Genomic DNA, 16,925 nt, shown 5'->3' on the forward strand with positions numbered 1-16,925 from the left:
ATCGTTTCGTTCGTCAGTGATAACGCCTTCGCGGGCAAGCCTCGCTCCTACAGTCGGTGATATCCGTAGGAGCGAGGCTTGCCCGCGAAAGCGGTCTAACCAGCAACACGATCCTGACTAAGCCCAAGTCCTGGGTTCAGCAGTATTTCCTCAAGATCATCCAGGTGCCCGCTCAGCAGCGAGACCGCCTTCACCGCATCCCCACGCGCCACCGCATCCAGAAGTGCGGAATGCACCCGCCAATCGCAATAACCCTCCGCCGATACATCAAACTGCGCAATCGCCAGCGAAGTCAGTGGCACCAGGCTGCCCAGAAAATGCGCCAACGGTGCATTCCCCGCCATTTCGGCCAGCTGCAGATGAAACGCCCCCGCCAACCTGATCGCCGAGCCATGCGCGGCACATTGGCGCTCGCGATCAATCAACCCACGCAGACACTTCAAGCCTTGCGCACGGGGCTGCTGGCACGCCAGCCGCACCACCGTGGTTTCGGTCAGCCGCCGCGCATGCAGCGTCTGCCGGACTTGCTCATGATCGAGCGCAGCGACTCGGGGGCGATGGTGAGTGCGCAACACGATGATCTGCTGATGGGACAGCTGCGTCAGCACCCCGCGCATGTCACTGCGGCGAGCGCCGAACATCTGCGCCAGGCTTTCTTCGGTAAAGCGACTGGCCGCATCGATGCGCTGTTCAAGAATGGCGTCGAAGACTCGCGAGTAGAGATCATCCGTCGGCGCGGGAAAGGGCAGGGCAACAAGAGTTTGCGCTGAAGCGAAGCTGTTCATGGCCTGTCTCCGGTTCCAAGAGGGTTCAACTGCCGAGGTTGTCGTCCGGGATATTCAATTCGATGCCCATCCGCTGGCCTTCGCGAAGAATGTGCCGACGCATTTCGGCACTCGCCAGGGCGCTGTTTTTGCTGCGGATCGCGCGTACCACGGCTTCGTTTTCTTCGAGGCGTTCGGCCAGATGCTCGGGGGAGTTGCGCAGCACCTCGGCGCTTTGTTTGAGGGCGTTGCTGGTCTGCTGTACCACGCTCTGGAAAATCGGGTTCGAGGTCAGCGTGAACAGCTCTTCGTGGAACGCGATGTAGGCGTTGACCCCGGCTTCGCTGTCGTTCGCCTCCAGGGCTTCGCGCATGTCCATCAGGGTCAGGCGCAATTGCCCGACTTCCTTGCTGCTGATCGACTGCGCCACCAGGCCGACGATAAACGGCTCAAGGGTGTAGCGCAGTTGCAGCACGTCTTCCAGGCTCGCACCGGCCACTGCACTGTCGTGGCTTTGGCTGTCTGTCAGTTGGGCATCGAGCACCACCACGCCTTTGCCCGGCATCGAGCGCACCAGGCCGAGGGTTTCCAGGACGATGACCGCCTCGCGCAGGCTCGGGCGGCTGATGCCCAGTTGCTCGGCCAGTTCACGTTGCCCCGGCAGCATCTCGCCGGAGCGCCATTGCCCACGTGCCAGCGCAGCACGAAGTTTTTCCACTACTGAATTTACGACGGTTGACGAGGTAATCACTGTTCGCTCCAAGTCGCGATAATGTGCCTGCCCATAGGCAGGCACACGTTGTTTAAAATTCCTGCTGGTGCGCGGGCGCGACCGGTTTTCGAGGCTGGAAGGTATAACCCACCTGACCGGAAAGCACCTTGTTTGCGCGTTGGATATCGATGTCTTTTTCCCATCGGGCGATGGCCACGGTGGCGACGCAGTTGCCGATCAGGTTGGTCAGCGCGCGGCCGATGCCCATGAACCAGTCCACCGCCAATACCAGCACCAGACCGACCACCGGAATCGCCGGGATGGCTGTCAGTGTCGCTGCCAGAATCACCAGCGCCGAGCCGGGAATCCCGTGAGCCCCTTTGGAGGTGATCAGCGACACCAGCAAAATGGTCAGCAAATCAGTCATGGCCAACGGCGTACCGGTGGCATTGGCGATGAACACAATGGCCAATGTCAGGTAGATCGAAAAACCGTCGAGGTTGAATGAGTAACCGGTGGGAATCACCAACCCGACTGTTGAACTGCCGATGCCCAGATGTTCGAGCTTGCGCATGATTTGCGGCAGTACGGCGTCGGACGAAGCGGTGCCCATGACGATCATCAGTTCTTCGCGCAGGTATTTGAGCAGCGGCCACATGCGCAGGCCGGACAGGCGCATCACCAGGCCGAGAATCAGCGTCACGAACGCGACACACGTCAGGTAGAAAAGACCGACCAGACTGCCTAGGTGTTGCAGGGAGTCCAGGCCATATTTGCTGGTGGTGAAGGCAATCGCGCCGAACACGCCGATCGGCGCCAGGCGCACGATCATGCCCATGATGCGGAAGATCACGTGGCTCAGCTCATTGATCAGCCGGGAAATGCCCGACGCGGCTTCGCCCACCAGGTTCAGTGCGCTGCCGAACAGCACTGAAAACAGCAGGACCTGCAGGATGTTGTTGTCGGCGAAGGCGCCGATCACCGAGGTCGGAATCAGGTCCATCAGGAACTGTGTGGTGGTGTGCATGTGCTGGCCGCGCTGGGCGATGTCGCCCATGTCGGCGGCAGACAGCTGCTCCAGATGAATGTTCGCGCCGCTGCCGATGCCGGTGCTGAAGGCGAACACCAGGCCAATCACCAGGGCGATGGTAGTCAGCACTTCGAAGTAGATCACCGATTTGAGGCCGATGCGCCCGACCTTCTTCAGGTCGCCGGCACCGCTGATGCCGCTGACCACCACGCAGAACACGATCAGGCCGATGAGCATCTTGATCAGTTTGATGAAACCGTCGCCGAGGGGTTTGAGCTGGGCGGAGTATTCAGGAAGGGTCAGCCCGCAGACGATGCCGAGCACCAGTCCGAGAACCACTTGAAGGAAGATTGAACGCGAGCACCATCTGAGCATGGGAGGAATCCTGGTCGGTGTCCTGGCTGCCGTGCGCTGCGCGCATCAGATTCAGGACTTAATTATTGTGGTCTTACCGGTATGTCCAGTGCAGGCGCAGTCTACGCTGGATTTTTTTACGATTACAAGTGAAAACCTGAGAATTGGCATGACCGGTCTGACCAGTGGCGTTAACGGTCAACGTCAAAACCCTTGTTGGCGCCAGTTTGTCTGCGATAGCGGCGCAAGGTCAGTTCATGCATGGCCATCTAGTTGTAAATGAATATTTTATTTTGGCGTTAGCACACTAAGCTCGAGTGAATTTAGTTTGTTGTGATGAAGTTGGATTTCTGTTTTGTTAAATTCGGAAAATATTTTTAGTTTCGGTTTTGTTGTCTTTTTCTTTTGGATGAGGTTCATTTGTTTCAGGGTGTATGAATGTCGTTGATTTTTATATTGACGCTCATGTAGGCGTCAGGGTTGATCGTCGATCAAGTGGCTTACATTTGGTTTTATTTAACGGCTGGGTGACGTCGGGCTGTGAGTGATAACTTCAACTCTCGCCAACTAGGGCGACTTGTTTTTTATCAGGAGAAGTCTCATGCAAGAACACATTATGGATCTGTCCGGTGAACTGGATGTCGAGTTCGAAGCTTATGTAAATTCTGGTGGTGCCAGCATCATCGGTGGAGAAGCCATCTGCACCATGGTTTCGTGCGAGACCCTGGGCTGCACCGTTATCGGCTGCACCTGCTGATCCTCAAATAATACAGGGCGGGTCTCTGGCCCGCACTGTTCGTCGAGAGTGGCTGGCAATGTTGACTGATGTTTTGAGCTTCAATGAACGTCTGGTTGGGGGTGTGAAAACAGCGTTCGACCATGACGCCCTGCGCAAGACCCTCGAACTTTTGCACAAGGATGATAAAGCCGTTCGGCGATATTTTGGTTTCGATCGGCGAGCACTTATGGAAGAGTGTCATCGCATTTCATTGTCGGCACATAATAAAGAATCTTCAGCGGTTGAAGTGCTCGATCAGAAGATAAAAGATGTTGCTTCGTTGTCGTTCGAGAGCGAGCTTGATAGTCATGAGGCGTTCAGTGTTTTTTATGCGCGCTGGTATGCGTACTTGAAGTTTGTTTTTGAAAATGATCAAAAATACAATTCTATTTGTGGCTGGGTTAATACAGAGTCTTTTCTTCCCGGTATTCGATTGCATATAACGGCCTTGGTGAAAGGCTTGTCGGAGAAGTCGCTGGTTTACCAGTTAAACAGCCAGATCGCCGAAGGTGTCGATCTGGATTTACAGGGATTTGACCAAGCCATGGCGGGCGATGGATTCAGCTCGTTCCTCAGCTCATACCCGGTGCTGACCCGCTTGCTCATGGTGCGAATCGAAGATACGGTGGCCTACCTGTACAAGGTGATCGGGCATTTCGCGGACGATAGCCAACGACTTAAAACCACTTTCGCATTGCCCGACACACGGATCGATTCGATTACCCTCGGTCTCGGGGATTCCCATGCCAATGGCGAAACCGTCTGCTGCCTGCAGATCGGCAACCAGGCACTGATGTACAAGCCCAGGAGCAACCGTGAAGCAATGTTTTACGGCGAATTGCTCAGGCAACTGCATGAGCGCAGCGGTGAGGCCTGTTTCTCCGTTTACGTGCCGATCATGGTGTCGCTGGACAATCATTGCTGGATTGAAAAAATCGACAACCTGGCCTGTGAAACCCACAGCGACCTGTCACTTTTTTTTCAGCGTCTGGGCGCCCAAGTCGCGGTGATTCATGCGTTGAACGGCATCGACTTTCACTATGAAAACATCATTGCCTGCGGTAGCAGCCCGGTGATGATCGATCTGGAATGCCTGTTCACGCCGGTCATGGTCGACTTGAGGGTCAATCTGCCTCATAGCCGTGCGCTGTTCAAAACCATCAAGCTCAACAGCCAATCAGTGTACGCAAGCGGATTCGTGCCTAATTCGCCGGACTCCGACAATGACTACAGTGGTCTGAGCTGCCAGCAACAGTTCGTTGCCAAAAAAAGACAGCTGGTCCGTGAACAGCGTTTCTACCGTTTGAAACCCATCGACGCCCAAAGCCGCCCGGTCATTCGGCACCTGCCCGTTTTCGAAAGCCGGACATATTCGGTCACGGATCATAAGGACGCCTTTTTTCGCGGCTTTGAGGCGGGTTACGACGAGATGATGAACCACCGCGGTGCGGTGCTTGAGTTGCTCGAACAGCATGCCCAGTCGTTGAAAACCCGGGTTCTGATCAAAAATACCCAGCGTTATGCTGATTTCATCGGGATGATGCTCCATCCACGGTTTACCCGCTGTGGGCTTCAGCGGGATCTTTTACTGGCAACCTTATGGTCGGAGCTGAACGAAACGCTCAATGACTACGGGATTCCCAGGCATGAAATCAGCGATCTGGCGAAGGCCAACTTTCCTTGTTTTACCTTGCCCTTACTGTCCAATAGCTTGCTGGACGCGCATGGGCAAGCCGTAGCTTCTTTGGCCATTGAGCGCCCGTTCGACAGTTGCCGCCGCAAGTTGGAAAACCTTTCGCCCGAACACAAAGCCTTTCAGATACACATCGTGCAGATGTGCCTGTTTCCTGTGGCCAATGAAGCCTTGCCACTCAACCGGGAGCATCACCTCAAAACAGCGCCTGACCTGAGTCGGGCGCACTACCTTGAACACGCGATGACCATTGCCGGAATCATTGAGCGAACGCGTGTCGAGGGCGAGGAGGGCGATGTGGCTTGGACGTTCATGGATACGCACCCGCGTACCCGGCGCCACTTCATTTCGCCCATGGGTAGTGGTTTGTACAACGGGATGGGAGGCCTGGCGATTTTTTACTTGAGCCTGTTCAGGGCCAGCGGTGCGACGCGTTATCTGCAAGAGGCTGAGCGGATCCTCGTGGGCATCAGTAAATCCCAAGGGCATTTTGCAAGCGAGCTGACCGTCAGCGCCTATTTCGGCTTGACCTCCTACTTATACGTGCTGGTCAACTACCAGATCATGACCGGCCGCCAGACGTATCAGGCAAGCATCGACGAAACAGTGCTCCAACTGGCCGACTTTCCCCGTGAGGGTGATGAGTTCGACTTCATTCACGGCTGGTGCGGCGCGGTGACGGTTCTGGTGAATCTCTACCAATTGGAGAAACGCGAAACGTTGCTGCCCTTGATCGAAAAGTTCTCGCAAGCCATTCAGTCAGCACTGACGCTGGACAATGGAACGCTGTTGCTCAAGGCAACGGGCAAGCCGCTGTTGACGGGTTTCTCCCATGGCATTTCAGGCGTTCTGCACGCGTTGGGAAAAGTCTGGGAGGTGACGAAAGCGCCGGGTTTGGCCGAGCTGATCGCGCAGGTGTTGCAGGCAGAAAACCGCCTGACAATCGATGGTTTCTGGCTTGATCTGCGTGAAACCGCGAAGTCAGCGTCCACCGTCAAATGGTGTCATGGCGATGCCGGCATCCTCATTTCCAGACGCGGGCTGACTCGGACGCTGGGTGAGGCGCTGGACGCCGACACCAGGACAGTGCTCGAGCAGGATGCCGAACGGTGTGAGCGTCATCTCTGGGAACAGGGCCTGGGGTCTGGTTACAGTCTGTGTCATGGCGATTTCGGCAATCTGATGTGCTTGCTCAGACTCTATCGCGACACATGTAATGAGCAAGGTATCGCTCGGGTAAATCGAGCACTCTCACAGCTGGCCCAGAACTTCTTCAATGAAGATTTTCTGGATGAACGCACCATCCCTGATCCGGGCCTGATGCTCGGGATCGCGGGCGTTGGTCAGGCGCTGTTGCATGCTGTGGCAGACGGTTTGCCTGATGTGTTGTCTCTCGAGTTTGCAAGACCGGTTTCTGCCTGAGCGGCACAAAACCCAGGCGAAAAAAAACCGGCCATCACTGGCCGGTTTTTTCTAACTACGGTCTAGCGGTGCAATTAAGCGCCGTACACCGGCAGCTTCTTGCAGATAGCCTTGACCTTCTCACGAACGGCGTCGATCACCGCTTCGTTGTTCAGGTCAGCCAGGATGTCGCAGATCCAGCCGGCCAGCTCTTTGCACTCTGCTTCCTTGAAGCCGCGAGTGGTCACAGCCGGAGTGCCGAAGCGCAGGCCGGAGGTGACGAACGGGGAGCGTGGATCGTTTGGCACGGAGTTCTTGTTCACGGTGATGAATGCTTTGCCCAGAGCGGCGTCAGCGTCTTTACCGGAGATTTCCTGCTTGATCAGCGACAGCAGGAACAGGTGGTTTTCAGTACCGCCGGAAACCACGTCGAAACCGCGCTCGATGAAGACGCTGGCCATGGCCTGGGCGTTTTTCACCACTTGTTGCTGGTAAGCCTTGAACTCAGGCTGCAGCGCTTCCTTGAAGCAGATCGCTTTGGCAGCGATCACGTGCTCCAGCGGGCCACCCTGGGCGCCCGGGAATACTGCGGAGTTCAGCTTCTTCTCGATGTCGGCGTTGGCGCGAGCCAGGATCAGGCCGCCACGTGGACCGCGCAGGGTCTTGTGCGTGGTGGTGGTCACGACGTCAGCGAATGGCACCGGGTTCGGGTAGACGCCAGCGGCGACCAGACCGGCCACGTGGGCCATGTCGACGAACAGGTAGGCGCCAACCTTGTCAGCGATTGCGCGGAAGCGCGGGAAGTCGAGGATCTGCGAGTAGGCAGAGAAACCGGCCACGATCATTTTCGGCTTGTGCTCAACGGCCAGGCGCTCGACTTCGTCGTAGTCGATCAGGCCATTGGCGTCGATGCCGTACTGAACGGCGTTGTACAGCTTGCCGGAGGACGAAACGCTGGCACCGTGGGTCAGGTGACCACCGTGAGCCAGGCTCATGCCCAGGATGGTGTCGCCCGCTTGCAGCAGGGCCAGGTAAACGGCGCTGTTGGCTTGCGAACCGGCGTGCGGCTGAACGTTGGCGTAATCGGCGCCGAACAGTTCTTTGGCACGGTCGATGGCCAGTTGCTCAACGACGTCGACGAACTCGCAACCACCGTAGTAGCGCTTGCCCGGGTAGCCTTCGGCGTACTTGTTGGTCAGTACCGAGCCTTGAGCTTCCATCACCGCAGGGCTGGTGTAGTTTTCCGAAGCGATCAGCTCGATGTGTTCTTCCTGGCGCTGAGCTTCTTGCTCCATGGCGGCAAAAAGATCGGCGTCGTACTTGGCAATAGTCAAATCACGGCTGAACATGGCGGTCCTCAAGGATCGGGGCAGAAAAGGGGGGCATTCTAACCCAATGGGATTTAGATGGCATATGAAAGGGCATCATGTCGCAGACAAGTGGTGTTCATGCAGGAATCGGCGGCGATCGTGCCGGCCTCTTCGCGGGCAAGCCTCGCTCCTACAGTCGGTGATATCCGTAGGAGCGAGGCTTGCCCGCGAAGGGGTCATCTGCAGCACTACAAATTTCAGTCGAACATGAAGAGCGCATCATTACTGAACTGCGCTTCAAACCGTCCCGCCGGCATCGGCCGCCCGAACAGGTAACCCTGAACCTCATCACAGCCATGCTCACGCAGGAAGTCCAGCTGCTCATGGGTTTCCACGCCCTCGGCGATCACCGCCAGGTTGAGGCTGTGGGCCATGGCAATGATCGCCCGGGCGATCTGCGCGTCCTGTTCACCCGACGGCAAGCCATCGACAAAGGTACGGTCGATCTTCAGCACGTCGATCGGGAACTGCTTGAGGTAGTTGAGCGACGAATAACCGGTGCCGAAGTCGTCGACCGCGATGCTCAGCCCGAGGTTTTTCAGCCCGGCCAGAATCTGCATCGCCTCGCTGACTTCGCGCATCAGGATACTTTCGGTCAGCTCCAGTTCCAGGCACGCCGGTGGCAGGCCTGTTTCCTTGAGGATGGTGGCGATCCGTGTGCCGAGCTGGCCGTCGGAGAACTGCCGGGCAGAGATGTTGACCGATACCTTCGGCACCCGCACCTTGGCCTGATGCCAGGTCTTGAGCTGACGGCACGCCTCGCTGATCACCCAGTCGCCGACGTCCACCACCAGACCCAGTTCTTCGAGCACCGGAATGAAATCCCCCGGCGGCACCAGGCCACGGCGCGGATGACGCCAGCGCAGCAAGGCTTCGGCACCGGTCAGGCGTTTGCCGTCGCCACTGAATTGCGGCTGGTAGTACAGAACGAATTCGTTCTGTTCCAGGGCGTGACGCAAGTCGCTTTCCAGCTCCAGGCGCTCGAGGGCACTGGCGTTCATGTCCGCCTGATAGAACTGGAAGTTGTTCTTGCCGCGTTCCTTGGCGTGATACATCGCGGTGTCGGCGTTCTTCATCAGCTGACTGAGTTCGTTGCCGTCCTGCGGGCTCAGGGCGATGCCGATACTGGCGGTGACGAAGAATTCGCGGCCTTCAAGCACGAACGGTTTCACCAGGCTGGCGAGAATCTGTTCGGCCACGTGAATCGCCCGATTGAGGGCGATTTCACGGTTGGCCCGCGGTTGCAGGAGCAAGGTGAATTCATCGCCGCCCATACGCGCCACGGTGTCGTCGTCATCGACGCAACCGAGCAGGCGCGTGGCCATTTCCTTGAGCATGCGATCGCCGGCGGCGTGGCCCAGGGAGTCGTTGATCGGCTTGAAACGGTCGAGGTCGAGGAACATCAGCACCACCCAGGACTTCTGCCGTTCCGCCGATTGCAGCGCGGTGTGCAGGCGGTCCTGGAACAGCGTGCGGTTGGGCAGGTGCGTCAGGGCGTCGTAATAGGCGAGGCGGTGAATCCGTTGTTCACTGGCCTTGCGCTCGCTGATGTCGCTGAAGAAACACACGTAACTGGCCAGATCGCCTTCATCGTCGAGCACCGCCGTGATGCCGACCCACGCCGGGTAATGCTCGCCGTTACGACGCCTGAGCCAGACTTCGCCTTCCCAGGTGCTGTGCTGGTTCAATTGCTTGAGCACATAGCGCAGGTGCGCTTCCTGCTGCTCGTCGACGGTCAGCATGTTCGGCAACTGGTCGAGCACTTGCTCCACCGCATAGCCGCTCACGCGACTGAACGCTTCGTTGGCCTGCACGATGTAGCCTGCCGGGTCGGTGATCAGGATCGCCGACGTCGAGTGTTCGAATACCGTGGCCGCCATGCGCAGGTCTTTCTCGGCGCGGCGTTGCTGGCTGATGTCGCGACCGACACCGAGCACGCCTTCGAAGGCACCGTGTTCGTCCCAGACCAGCACCAGCCGCAACTCGATCGGAATCTTGCGCCCATCGGCACGCAAGCAGTCGAACAGGAACAGTTGGGTCTGCACCTGGCTGCGCAACAGCGCCAGTTGGTCGGGTTTGCCCAGCGCTTTGCTGACGCGGTCCATCAGGTTGTAGATGCCGGTCAACTGTTGCGGGTTGGCAATGGTCGACTGCCAGCCGTTCTGGAAAATCCAGTCGGTGTCGTAGCCCAGCACGGCTTGCACTGACGGGCTGACGTAGTTGAGCGAGAGCTTGCTGTCGGTGGAGAAAATCACGTCGCTGATGCTTTCGGCGAGCATCCGGTAGCGCTGCTCGCTGTCGCGCAGGGACTCACTGGCCTCGATCTGCTCGGTGATGTCCTTGGCCACGCCGATGATCCGTGTGACCTGGTCGTGTTTGTCCCGCGCCAGCGCCTGTTCACGAATATCGAAACGCCGCCATTTGCCGTTGCGGTGACGGAAGCGCAGTTGGCATTGCAGCAATTGCGTATAGCCCGCGTGCCGCTGGGTCTGTCGCGCGCGGTGGTAGTGGTCGGCATCTTCGGGGTGCAGCAGGATTTCCCAGAAGTACTCGCCCATCTGGTGCAGCTCGGTGCGGTTGTAACCGAGTGTCTGGCCCAGGTGGTGGTTGCTGAAGATCATGCGCTGGCTGATCACGTCCTGGACGTACAAATGATCCGGCACGGTGCGCACCACGTCGGACCAGAACCCTTCACGCTCAAGCAGCGACAGTTCGATGAGCTTGCGACTGGTGATGTCGCTGATGCTCAGGATCACCGCTTTATAGTCGTCCTGGTTTTCCGGCAGGCGCATCACCAGCCACAGGTGCTGATCGCGGCCATTGGCGTCTTGCAGTTTTATTTCCAGCTCGAACTGTTTCTGCTGATTGAGTACCGCTTCGAGCACTTGATTGCCGATGGCGGTGCCATCCAGCGGATTGCCGTCGATCAGCAACTTCCAGGCTTGTTCACAGGAATTGACGTTGAGCAGTTGCAGGGCGACCTGGTTGACCTCGGTGATGCGCAGTTCCTGCAACAGCTGCTGGCGCTGTTCCGGGGTTTCCAGCCAGGTTTGCAGGTGTTCGGTGCTGAGCAACTGGTTTTTGTCGAAGACGTTCTTGAGGCCAGACACATCGAGCACACACAGGGCGACGCCGGTGCCTTCGAAAATATCCTGATAGCGCCGGCGACCTTCACTCACCTGGCGCTGACGGCGGCGTATGTTCAACAGGGCGATCAGCGGCAGCAGAGAGAGCGCCAGCCCCAACAGGCATTTACCGATAAACGCCGGCAGCAGTTCTTCGATCACGCGTTGGCGGTCGAACAACCCGCGCAGTTGCCAGTCGCTGCCGGTCAGGGGGACCGTCAGCACGCTGTTGGCCACATCATTCGCGGTCAGCTCGCTCGGCTTGGCCAGGGGCTGTGAATCATCGCGGCTGATGACCTGGTGATTGACGCGGTTTTCCACCAGCCACATTGGGCGGATGCCGGCCTCGCCTGGTTTGGTCAGTGATGAGAAAAAGCTCGGCGTCAGGCGCAGGACCCAATAGCCCCGAGAGCTGCCGCTGGCTTGATGCAGCAACAGGTGCACCACCGAACCGTTATCGGCGTTGCTGAAATAATGTGCCTGGGTACGGCTGCGGCGTACCAGTTCGACGAGGTAGTCGGCGTCGTCGCTGTCGGCGGTGGTGTCGCTGATGACTTTTCCTGAGGGGCTCAACAACGCGAGGCTGCGCAGGTCGGGCAAGGACTTTTGCAGCTTGCGCAGCAGCTCCTGCTGTTCGTCGGCGCTTTGCGGCTGTTCGACGATCGGTAGCAGGTTGAGGGCGATCTGCGCATTGAGCGACATGTTCAGGCTGACTTGCGCCGCCAGATCGGCGGTGTAGTCGATGGTGTATTGGCGCTGGTTTTTCTGGGTTTCGCGCAGCTGATCCAGCAGTTGCCAGAACAGCAACGCGAGCAGCAAAAGCACGAGTGTCGCCAGCGCACCCTTTAATGTTCCGCGCAGGGGGGAACCGGGCACAGCAGTCGGTGCACGGGTGGTCAAGGGCGGAGTGACATTAGACAAACTGTAATCCTGCGATTTAGCTGGACTGGCGCGACGTGCACTATAAGCCGGACGCCCGGAGGGCGGCTAGCATGCCTTGAGTTGTGGCAAAGTGCCAGACCCTCCCGGCTGGACTGCCTTCTGTCAATAAGGTAGCTTTGCCGGTTACGCGGGAGCGTTCCAGCTCCTAGAATCAGGTTTTTTCAGCGCGCAGCATTGATACCTATCAGTCGTCGACGCGCACGGCCTGGCCGGGCATCGCCTGCGCTCCAATCATTCATCTGTCACTGACCCAAGGTTCTCCATGGCTCAATACGTCTTCACCATGCATCGGCTGGGCAAAGTTGTTCCGCCGAAGCGGGAAATCCTGAAAAACATTTCGCTGTCCTTCTTCCCCGGCGCCAAGATCGGCGTGCTCGGCCTCAACGGTTCGGGTAAATCCACGCTGCTGAAAATCATGGCCGGCGTCGACACCGAGTTCGAGGGCGAAGCCCGTCCGATGCCGGAGTTGAACATCGGTTACCTGCCACAGGAACCGATCCTGGACCCGACCAAGACCGTGCGTGAAGTGGTCGAGGAAGCGGTCAGCGTGATCAAGAACGCCCAGGCACGCCTGGACGAGGTCTACGCGGCTTACGCTGATGAAGATGCCGACTTCGACAAACTGGCCGCCGAACAGGCCAAGCTCGAAGCCATCCTGCAAGCCAGCGACGGTCACAACCTGGATCGCCAGCTGGAAGTCGCCGCCGATGCGCTGCGCCTGCCGGCCTGGGATGCCAAGGTCGAATTCCTTTCCGGTGGTGAAAAGCGTCGTGTGGCCCTGTGCCGCCTGCTGCTGTCCGCACCGGACATGCTGCTGCTCGACGAACCGACCAACCACCTGGACGCCGATTCCGTCGCCTGGCTGGAACACTTCCTCCACGACTTCCCGGGCACTGTCGTTGCGATCACGCACGACCGTTACTTCCTGGACAACGTTGCTGGCTGGATCCTCGAGCTCGACCGCGGCGCCGGTATCCCGTACGAGGGCAACTATTCGGGTTGGCTTGAAGCCAAGTCCGATCGTCTGGCCCAGGAGTCCAAGCAGCAGTCGGCCCACGAAAAAGCCATGAAGGAAGAACTGGAGTGGGTGCGCAAAGGCGCCAAGGCCCGCCAGTCGAAATCCAAGGCACGTCTGCAACGCTTCGAAGAAATGCAATCGCAGGAATTCCAGAAGCGTTCGGAAACCAACGAGATCTACATCCCGGCCGGTCCGCGCCTGGGTGACAAGGTCATCGAGTTCAAGAACGTTTCCAAGGGCTATGGCGATCGCGTGCTGATCGACAACCTGTCGTTCTCCATGCCTAAAGGCGCCATCGTCGGCGTGATCGGCGGTAACGGTGCCGGTAAGTCGACGCTGTTCCGCATGCTGATGGGCAAGGAACAACCGGATTCGGGCAGCATCGAAGTCGGCGAAACCGTGCAACTGGCCTGCGTCGATCAGAGCCGCGAAGACCTGGACGGCAGCAAAACTGTGTTCCAGCAAATCTCCGACGGTTCGGATCAGATCCGCATCGGCAACTACGAGATCCCGTCGCGTACCTACGTCGGTCGCTTCAACTTCAAGGGCGGCGATCAGCAGAAGTTCGTCAAGGACCTGTCCGGTGGTGAGCGCGGTCGCTTGCACCTGGCCCTGACCCTGAAAGAGGGCGGCAACGTCCTGCTGCTCGACGAACCGTCCAACGACCTCGACGTTGAAACCCTGCGTTCCCTGGAAGAAGCCCTGCTGGACTTCCCGGGCGCCGCCATTGTGATCTCTCACGATCGGTGGTTCCTTGACCGCGTCGCGACGCACATCCTGGCGTACGAAGACGATTCGCAAGCGGTGTTCTTCGAAGGTAACTACACCGAGTACGAAGCCGATCGCAAGAAACGCCTCGGCGAAGCGGCTTCCCAGCCGCATCGTGTACGGCACAAGAAACTGGCCTGATTTCGGGTTGGTTGCATAAAAAACGGAGCCTTCGGGGCTCCGTTTTTTTATGGGTTTTTTCAGGTACACCGAGGTGCATTCATCGCGAGCAAGCTTTGCTCCTACAGGGGACGCGATCAACTGTAGGAGCAAAGCTTGCTCGCGAAAGCGGAATCACTACTGGTGCATGATCCAATTTGTGAATCCCTTTTTAGGTGCGGAATCAGCCTGAAAATGGAGGTTATTTATATCCTGCGCACCATTTAATTTCATAAACGCGACATTTTGCTCTATTACTGTGCGCACTCCGTTTGCTAAAGTCCGGCCCAATCTCTTCCAACGACAATAAATTTGCCGAGACTTTTCCATGATCGAATCCGTCGAAACCTTCCTTGCCCGACTGAAAAAACGCGACCCGGACCAACCTGAATTCCACCAGGCCGTCGAAGAGGTCCTGCGCAGTCTGTGGCCATTTCTCGAAGCCAATCCGCATTATCTGACCTCCGGCATTCTGGAGCGGATCTGCGAGCCGGAGCGGGCGATTGTGTTCCGTGTTTCCTGGGTCGACGATCACGGCAAGGTGCAGGTCAATCGCGGTTTCCGCATCCAGATGAACAGCGCGATCGGTCCGTACAAGGGCGGCTTGCGTTTCCATCCTTCGGTGAACCTCGGCGTACTGAAATTCCTCGCCTTCGAACAAACCTTCAAAAACTCCCTGACCTCGTTGCCCATGGGCGGTGGCAAGGGTGGCTCGGACTTCGACCCGAAAGGCAAAAGCGACGCGGAAGTCATGCGCTTCTGCCAGGCCTTCATGAGCGAGTTGTACCGTCACATCGGTGCAGACGTTGACGTGCCGGCCGGCGACATCGGCGTGGGTGCCCGCGAGATCGGTTTCCTGTTCGGCCAGTACAAGCGCCTGAGCAACCAGTTCACCAGCGTGCTGACCGGCAAGGGCCCGAGCTATGGCGGCAGCCTGATTCGTCCGGAAGCCACCGGTTTCGGCTGCGTGTACTTCGCCGAGGAAATGCTCAAGCGCAGCGGTGAAGCCGTCGAAGGCAAGCGCGTAGCGATCTCGGGTTCCGGCAACGTTGCGCAGTACGCGGCGCGCAAGGTCATGGACCTGGGCGGCAAGGTGATTTCGCTCTCGGACTCCGAAGGCACGCTGTACTGCGAGGCGGGTTTGACCGAAGAACAGTGGCTGGCGCTGTTGGAGCTGAAAAACGTCAAGCGTGGACGGATCAGCGAGCTGGCCACGCGTTTCGGTCTGGAGTTCCGTGCGGGTCAGTGCCCGTGGGATCTGGTGTGCGACATCGCGCTGCCCTGCGCCACTCAAAACGAACTGGATGCCGAGGCCGCGCGCACGTTGCTGCGCAACGGCTGCATCTGCGTGGCGGAAGGCGCGAACATGCCGACCACCCTGGACGCCGTGGACCTGTTTATCGAGGCCGGGATTCTGTTCGCGCCGGGCAAGGCGTCCAACGCCGGCGGTGTCGCGGTGAGCGGGCTGGAGATGTCGCAGAACGCCATGCGTCTGCTGTGGACCGGCGGGGAAGTGGACAGCAAGCTCCACGGGATCATGCAGTCGATCCACCATGCGTGCGTGCATTACGGCGAAGAGAACGGCCGCATCAACTACGTCAAAGGCGCGAACATCGCCGGTTTCGTCAAAGTCGCCGACGCCATGCTCGCCCAGGGCGTGGTTTAAGCCGGTTCGATGCGGATGATTTCGATCGTCTGATCGCCCGCCGGGCGTTGCCACAGCACCTCGTCGCCGAGTTGCGCCCCAAGCAATGCCCGGCCCAGCGGTGAACCCCAGTTGATCAGGCCCGCAGACGCGTCGGCCTGGTCTTCACCGACCAATTGCACGGTTTGCTCGGTGCTGTGCTCGTCGGCGAAGGTCACGCGGCTGCCGATCTGCACCTTTTGCGTTGAACTGGCGGCGGTCACGACCTGAGCGCTTTGCAGGCGCTGATTGAAGTAGCGCAAATCCCGCTCAAGGTCCACCAGGCGTTGCTTGTCGGCCTGCTCGCCTTGGGCCGATTGTTCATTGTGCAATTGTTGCAACCCGGCAACTTTTGCCTGCAACTGGGCAAGGCCTGCGGGCGTGACGTAATTGGGCTGCGTGCTGACCTGCCGTTCGACGGGCTGATCAACTTGCGCGGCGGCGTTATCTTCATTGACGAAGGCGCGACTCATGGTTTCCTCCCGTTATAGGGTTTAGGCCATGGTCACAGGCTTTTAGTTTCGGCGGATGTCTGTCAGCGACTCATTGCGAGCGAAACGCACGGGCGGCGTCCTGATCTTTCTGCTGTTGCCAGGCTTTTTCACGTTCGTCCCAGTGATGGCTGCGATAGTCCTCGCGGTCTTCGCTTTCGCGCATGGCCTGGCATTGGCGGAAACCATCGCTCCAGCCTTCGGCGTATGGCTTGTCCTTGAGATACCGCGGCACGTTCTTGCGAAATTCACCGGTGATCGCCCCGGCAGCCTGTCGACCACTGCTGCAGCCGTCATCGAAACCATCGGCGAATGCCGGAGGATAACCCTTGGCAATCAGGTCTTCGTGAGTCGTCTGGCAACCCGCGCACAACAGCAACACACCCATCATACCCACACAACGCCACATCTCGGACTCCCGGCCGTTCAACGGCCTATGGTTCAAGTCTAGAAGTGCATTCGTGAGACCTTCGTGAAAGGCCTGTGATGAATCCGTTGAACAACACAGATCCCTTGTAGGAGCCGGCTTGCCGGCGATGGCATCAACACGGTCGTTCAGTTACTCCGCGGTGACGCCATCACCTGTAGGAGCCGGCTTGCTGCGGGCGGCGTTCCGACTGTCTATTATACACATCT

At 58.4% G+C, this 16,925-nt stretch carries 11 protein-coding genes; 4 read left to right on the forward strand and 7 right to left on the reverse strand.

The window, feature by feature from the left end; translation table 11 throughout:
- Nucleotides 1-95 precede the first annotated feature (95 nt).
- From KGA82_RS19210 to KGA82_RS19220, 3 genes are read right to left on the reverse strand one after another with little or no spacing between them, the layout of a single operon-like run.
- Nucleotides 96-785 carry a GntR family transcriptional regulator gene (locus tag KGA82_RS19210; protein WP_223451851.1) on the reverse strand — a complete coding sequence of 230 codons (690 nt, stop codon included), beginning with the start codon at nt 783-785 and terminating at the stop codon, nt 96-98.
- Nucleotides 786-810: 25 nt separating this feature from the next.
- Nucleotides 811-1,515 carry a FadR/GntR family transcriptional regulator gene (locus KGA82_RS19215; RefSeq protein ID WP_008040325.1) on the reverse strand — a complete coding sequence of 235 codons (705 nt, stop codon included), beginning with the start codon at nt 1,513-1,515 and terminating at the stop codon, nt 811-813.
- A gap of 52 nt (nt 1,516-1,567) precedes the next feature.
- Nucleotides 1,568-2,881, reverse strand: a complete 1,314-nt coding sequence (locus KGA82_RS19220) for a C4-dicarboxylate transporter DctA (protein WP_192418941.1) — start codon at nt 2,879-2,881, stop codon at nt 1,568-1,570.
- 580 nt (nt 2,882-3,461) lie between these two features.
- Here KGA82_RS19220 and KGA82_RS19225 point away from each other — a divergent pair.
- Entirely contained in the window at nt 3,462-3,617 is a 156-nt protein-coding gene (locus KGA82_RS19225) for a hypothetical protein (RefSeq protein ID WP_223451853.1), read from the forward strand.
- 58 nt (nt 3,618-3,675) lie between these two features.
- Complete coding sequence (gene lanM / locus KGA82_RS19230) at nt 3,676-6,753, forward strand: type 2 lanthipeptide synthetase LanM (protein WP_223451860.1); 3,078 nt, start codon at nt 3,676-3,678, stop codon at nt 6,751-6,753.
- 74 nt (nt 6,754-6,827) lie between these two features.
- Here the strand turns inward: lanM and glyA are convergent, their stop codons facing one another.
- Nucleotides 6,828-8,081, reverse strand: a complete 1,254-nt coding sequence (glyA, locus tag KGA82_RS19235) for a serine hydroxymethyltransferase (RefSeq protein WP_008028869.1) — start codon at nt 8,079-8,081, stop codon at nt 6,828-6,830.
- 218 nt (nt 8,082-8,299) lie between these two features.
- A complete protein-coding gene (locus tag KGA82_RS19240; RefSeq protein WP_223451873.1) occupies nt 8,300-12,148 on the reverse strand; it encodes a bifunctional diguanylate cyclase/phosphodiesterase in 3,849 nt (1,282 codons plus the stop codon).
- Nucleotides 12,149-12,431: 283 nt separating this feature from the next.
- Here KGA82_RS19240 and ettA point away from each other — a divergent pair, with 283 nt between their 5' ends.
- Together ettA and gdhA are read left to right on the forward strand one after the other, a co-directional pair.
- On the forward strand, nt 12,432-14,096 hold the full coding sequence (gene ettA / locus KGA82_RS19245) for an energy-dependent translational throttle protein EttA (protein WP_008037925.1): 1,665 nt from the start codon (nt 12,432-12,434) through the stop codon (nt 14,094-14,096).
- A 346-nt stretch (nt 14,097-14,442) separates the two neighbouring features.
- On the forward strand, nt 14,443-15,780 hold the full coding sequence (gene gdhA / locus KGA82_RS19250) for an NADP-specific glutamate dehydrogenase (protein WP_223451879.1): 1,338 nt from the start codon (nt 14,443-14,445) through the stop codon (nt 15,778-15,780).
- On the opposite strand, the gene KGA82_RS19255 is transcribed toward gdhA, so the two are convergent.
- Together KGA82_RS19255 and KGA82_RS19260 are read right to left on the reverse strand one after the other, a co-directional pair.
- Complete coding sequence (locus KGA82_RS19255; RefSeq protein WP_223451881.1) at nt 15,777-16,271, reverse strand: GreA/GreB family elongation factor; 495 nt, start codon at nt 16,269-16,271, stop codon at nt 15,777-15,779. The genes gdhA and KGA82_RS19255 overlap by 4 nt on opposite strands.
- A 70-nt stretch (nt 16,272-16,341) precedes the next feature.
- Nucleotides 16,342-16,698, reverse strand: coding sequence for a hypothetical protein (locus KGA82_RS19260; protein ID WP_223451883.1), 357 nt, complete (start codon nt 16,696-16,698; stop codon nt 16,342-16,344).
- Nucleotides 16,699-16,925 lie beyond the last annotated feature (227 nt).

Source organism: Pseudomonas sp. BF-RE-22, from assembly GCF_019956155.1.
GTDB classification, from domain to species: domain Bacteria; phylum Pseudomonadota; class Gammaproteobacteria; order Pseudomonadales; family Pseudomonadaceae; genus Aquipseudomonas; species Aquipseudomonas migulae.

What these genes read in the sequence shown, in the direction of transcription:
- KGA82_RS19210 (WP_223451851.1), bottom strand. Translation starts at nt 785, where the DNA reads ATGAACAGCTTCGCTTCAGCGCAAACTCTTGTTGCCCTGCCCTTTCCC.
- KGA82_RS19220 (WP_192418941.1), bottom strand. Translation starts at nt 2,881, where the DNA reads ATGCTCAGATGGTGCTCGCGTTCAATCTTCCTTCAAGTGGTTCTCGGA.
- KGA82_RS19225 (WP_223451853.1), top strand. Translation starts at nt 3,462, where the DNA reads ATGCAAGAACACATTATGGATCTGTCCGGTGAACTGGATGTCGAGTTC.
- lanM (WP_223451860.1), top strand. Translation starts at nt 3,676, where the DNA reads ATGTTGACTGATGTTTTGAGCTTCAATGAACGTCTGGTTGGGGGTGTG.
- glyA (WP_008028869.1), bottom strand. Translation starts at nt 8,081, where the DNA reads ATGTTCAGCCGTGATTTGACTATTGCCAAGTACGACGCCGATCTTTTT.
- ettA (WP_008037925.1), top strand. Translation starts at nt 12,432, where the DNA reads ATGGCTCAATACGTCTTCACCATGCATCGGCTGGGCAAAGTTGTTCCG.
- gdhA (WP_223451879.1), top strand. Translation starts at nt 14,443, where the DNA reads ATGATCGAATCCGTCGAAACCTTCCTTGCCCGACTGAAAAAACGCGAC.
- KGA82_RS19255 (WP_223451881.1), bottom strand. Translation starts at nt 16,271, where the DNA reads ATGAGTCGCGCCTTCGTCAATGAAGATAACGCCGCCGCGCAAGTTGAT.
- KGA82_RS19260 (WP_223451883.1), bottom strand. Translation starts at nt 16,698, where the DNA reads ATGTGGCGTTGTGTGGGTATGATGGGTGTGTTGCTGTTGTGCGCGGGT.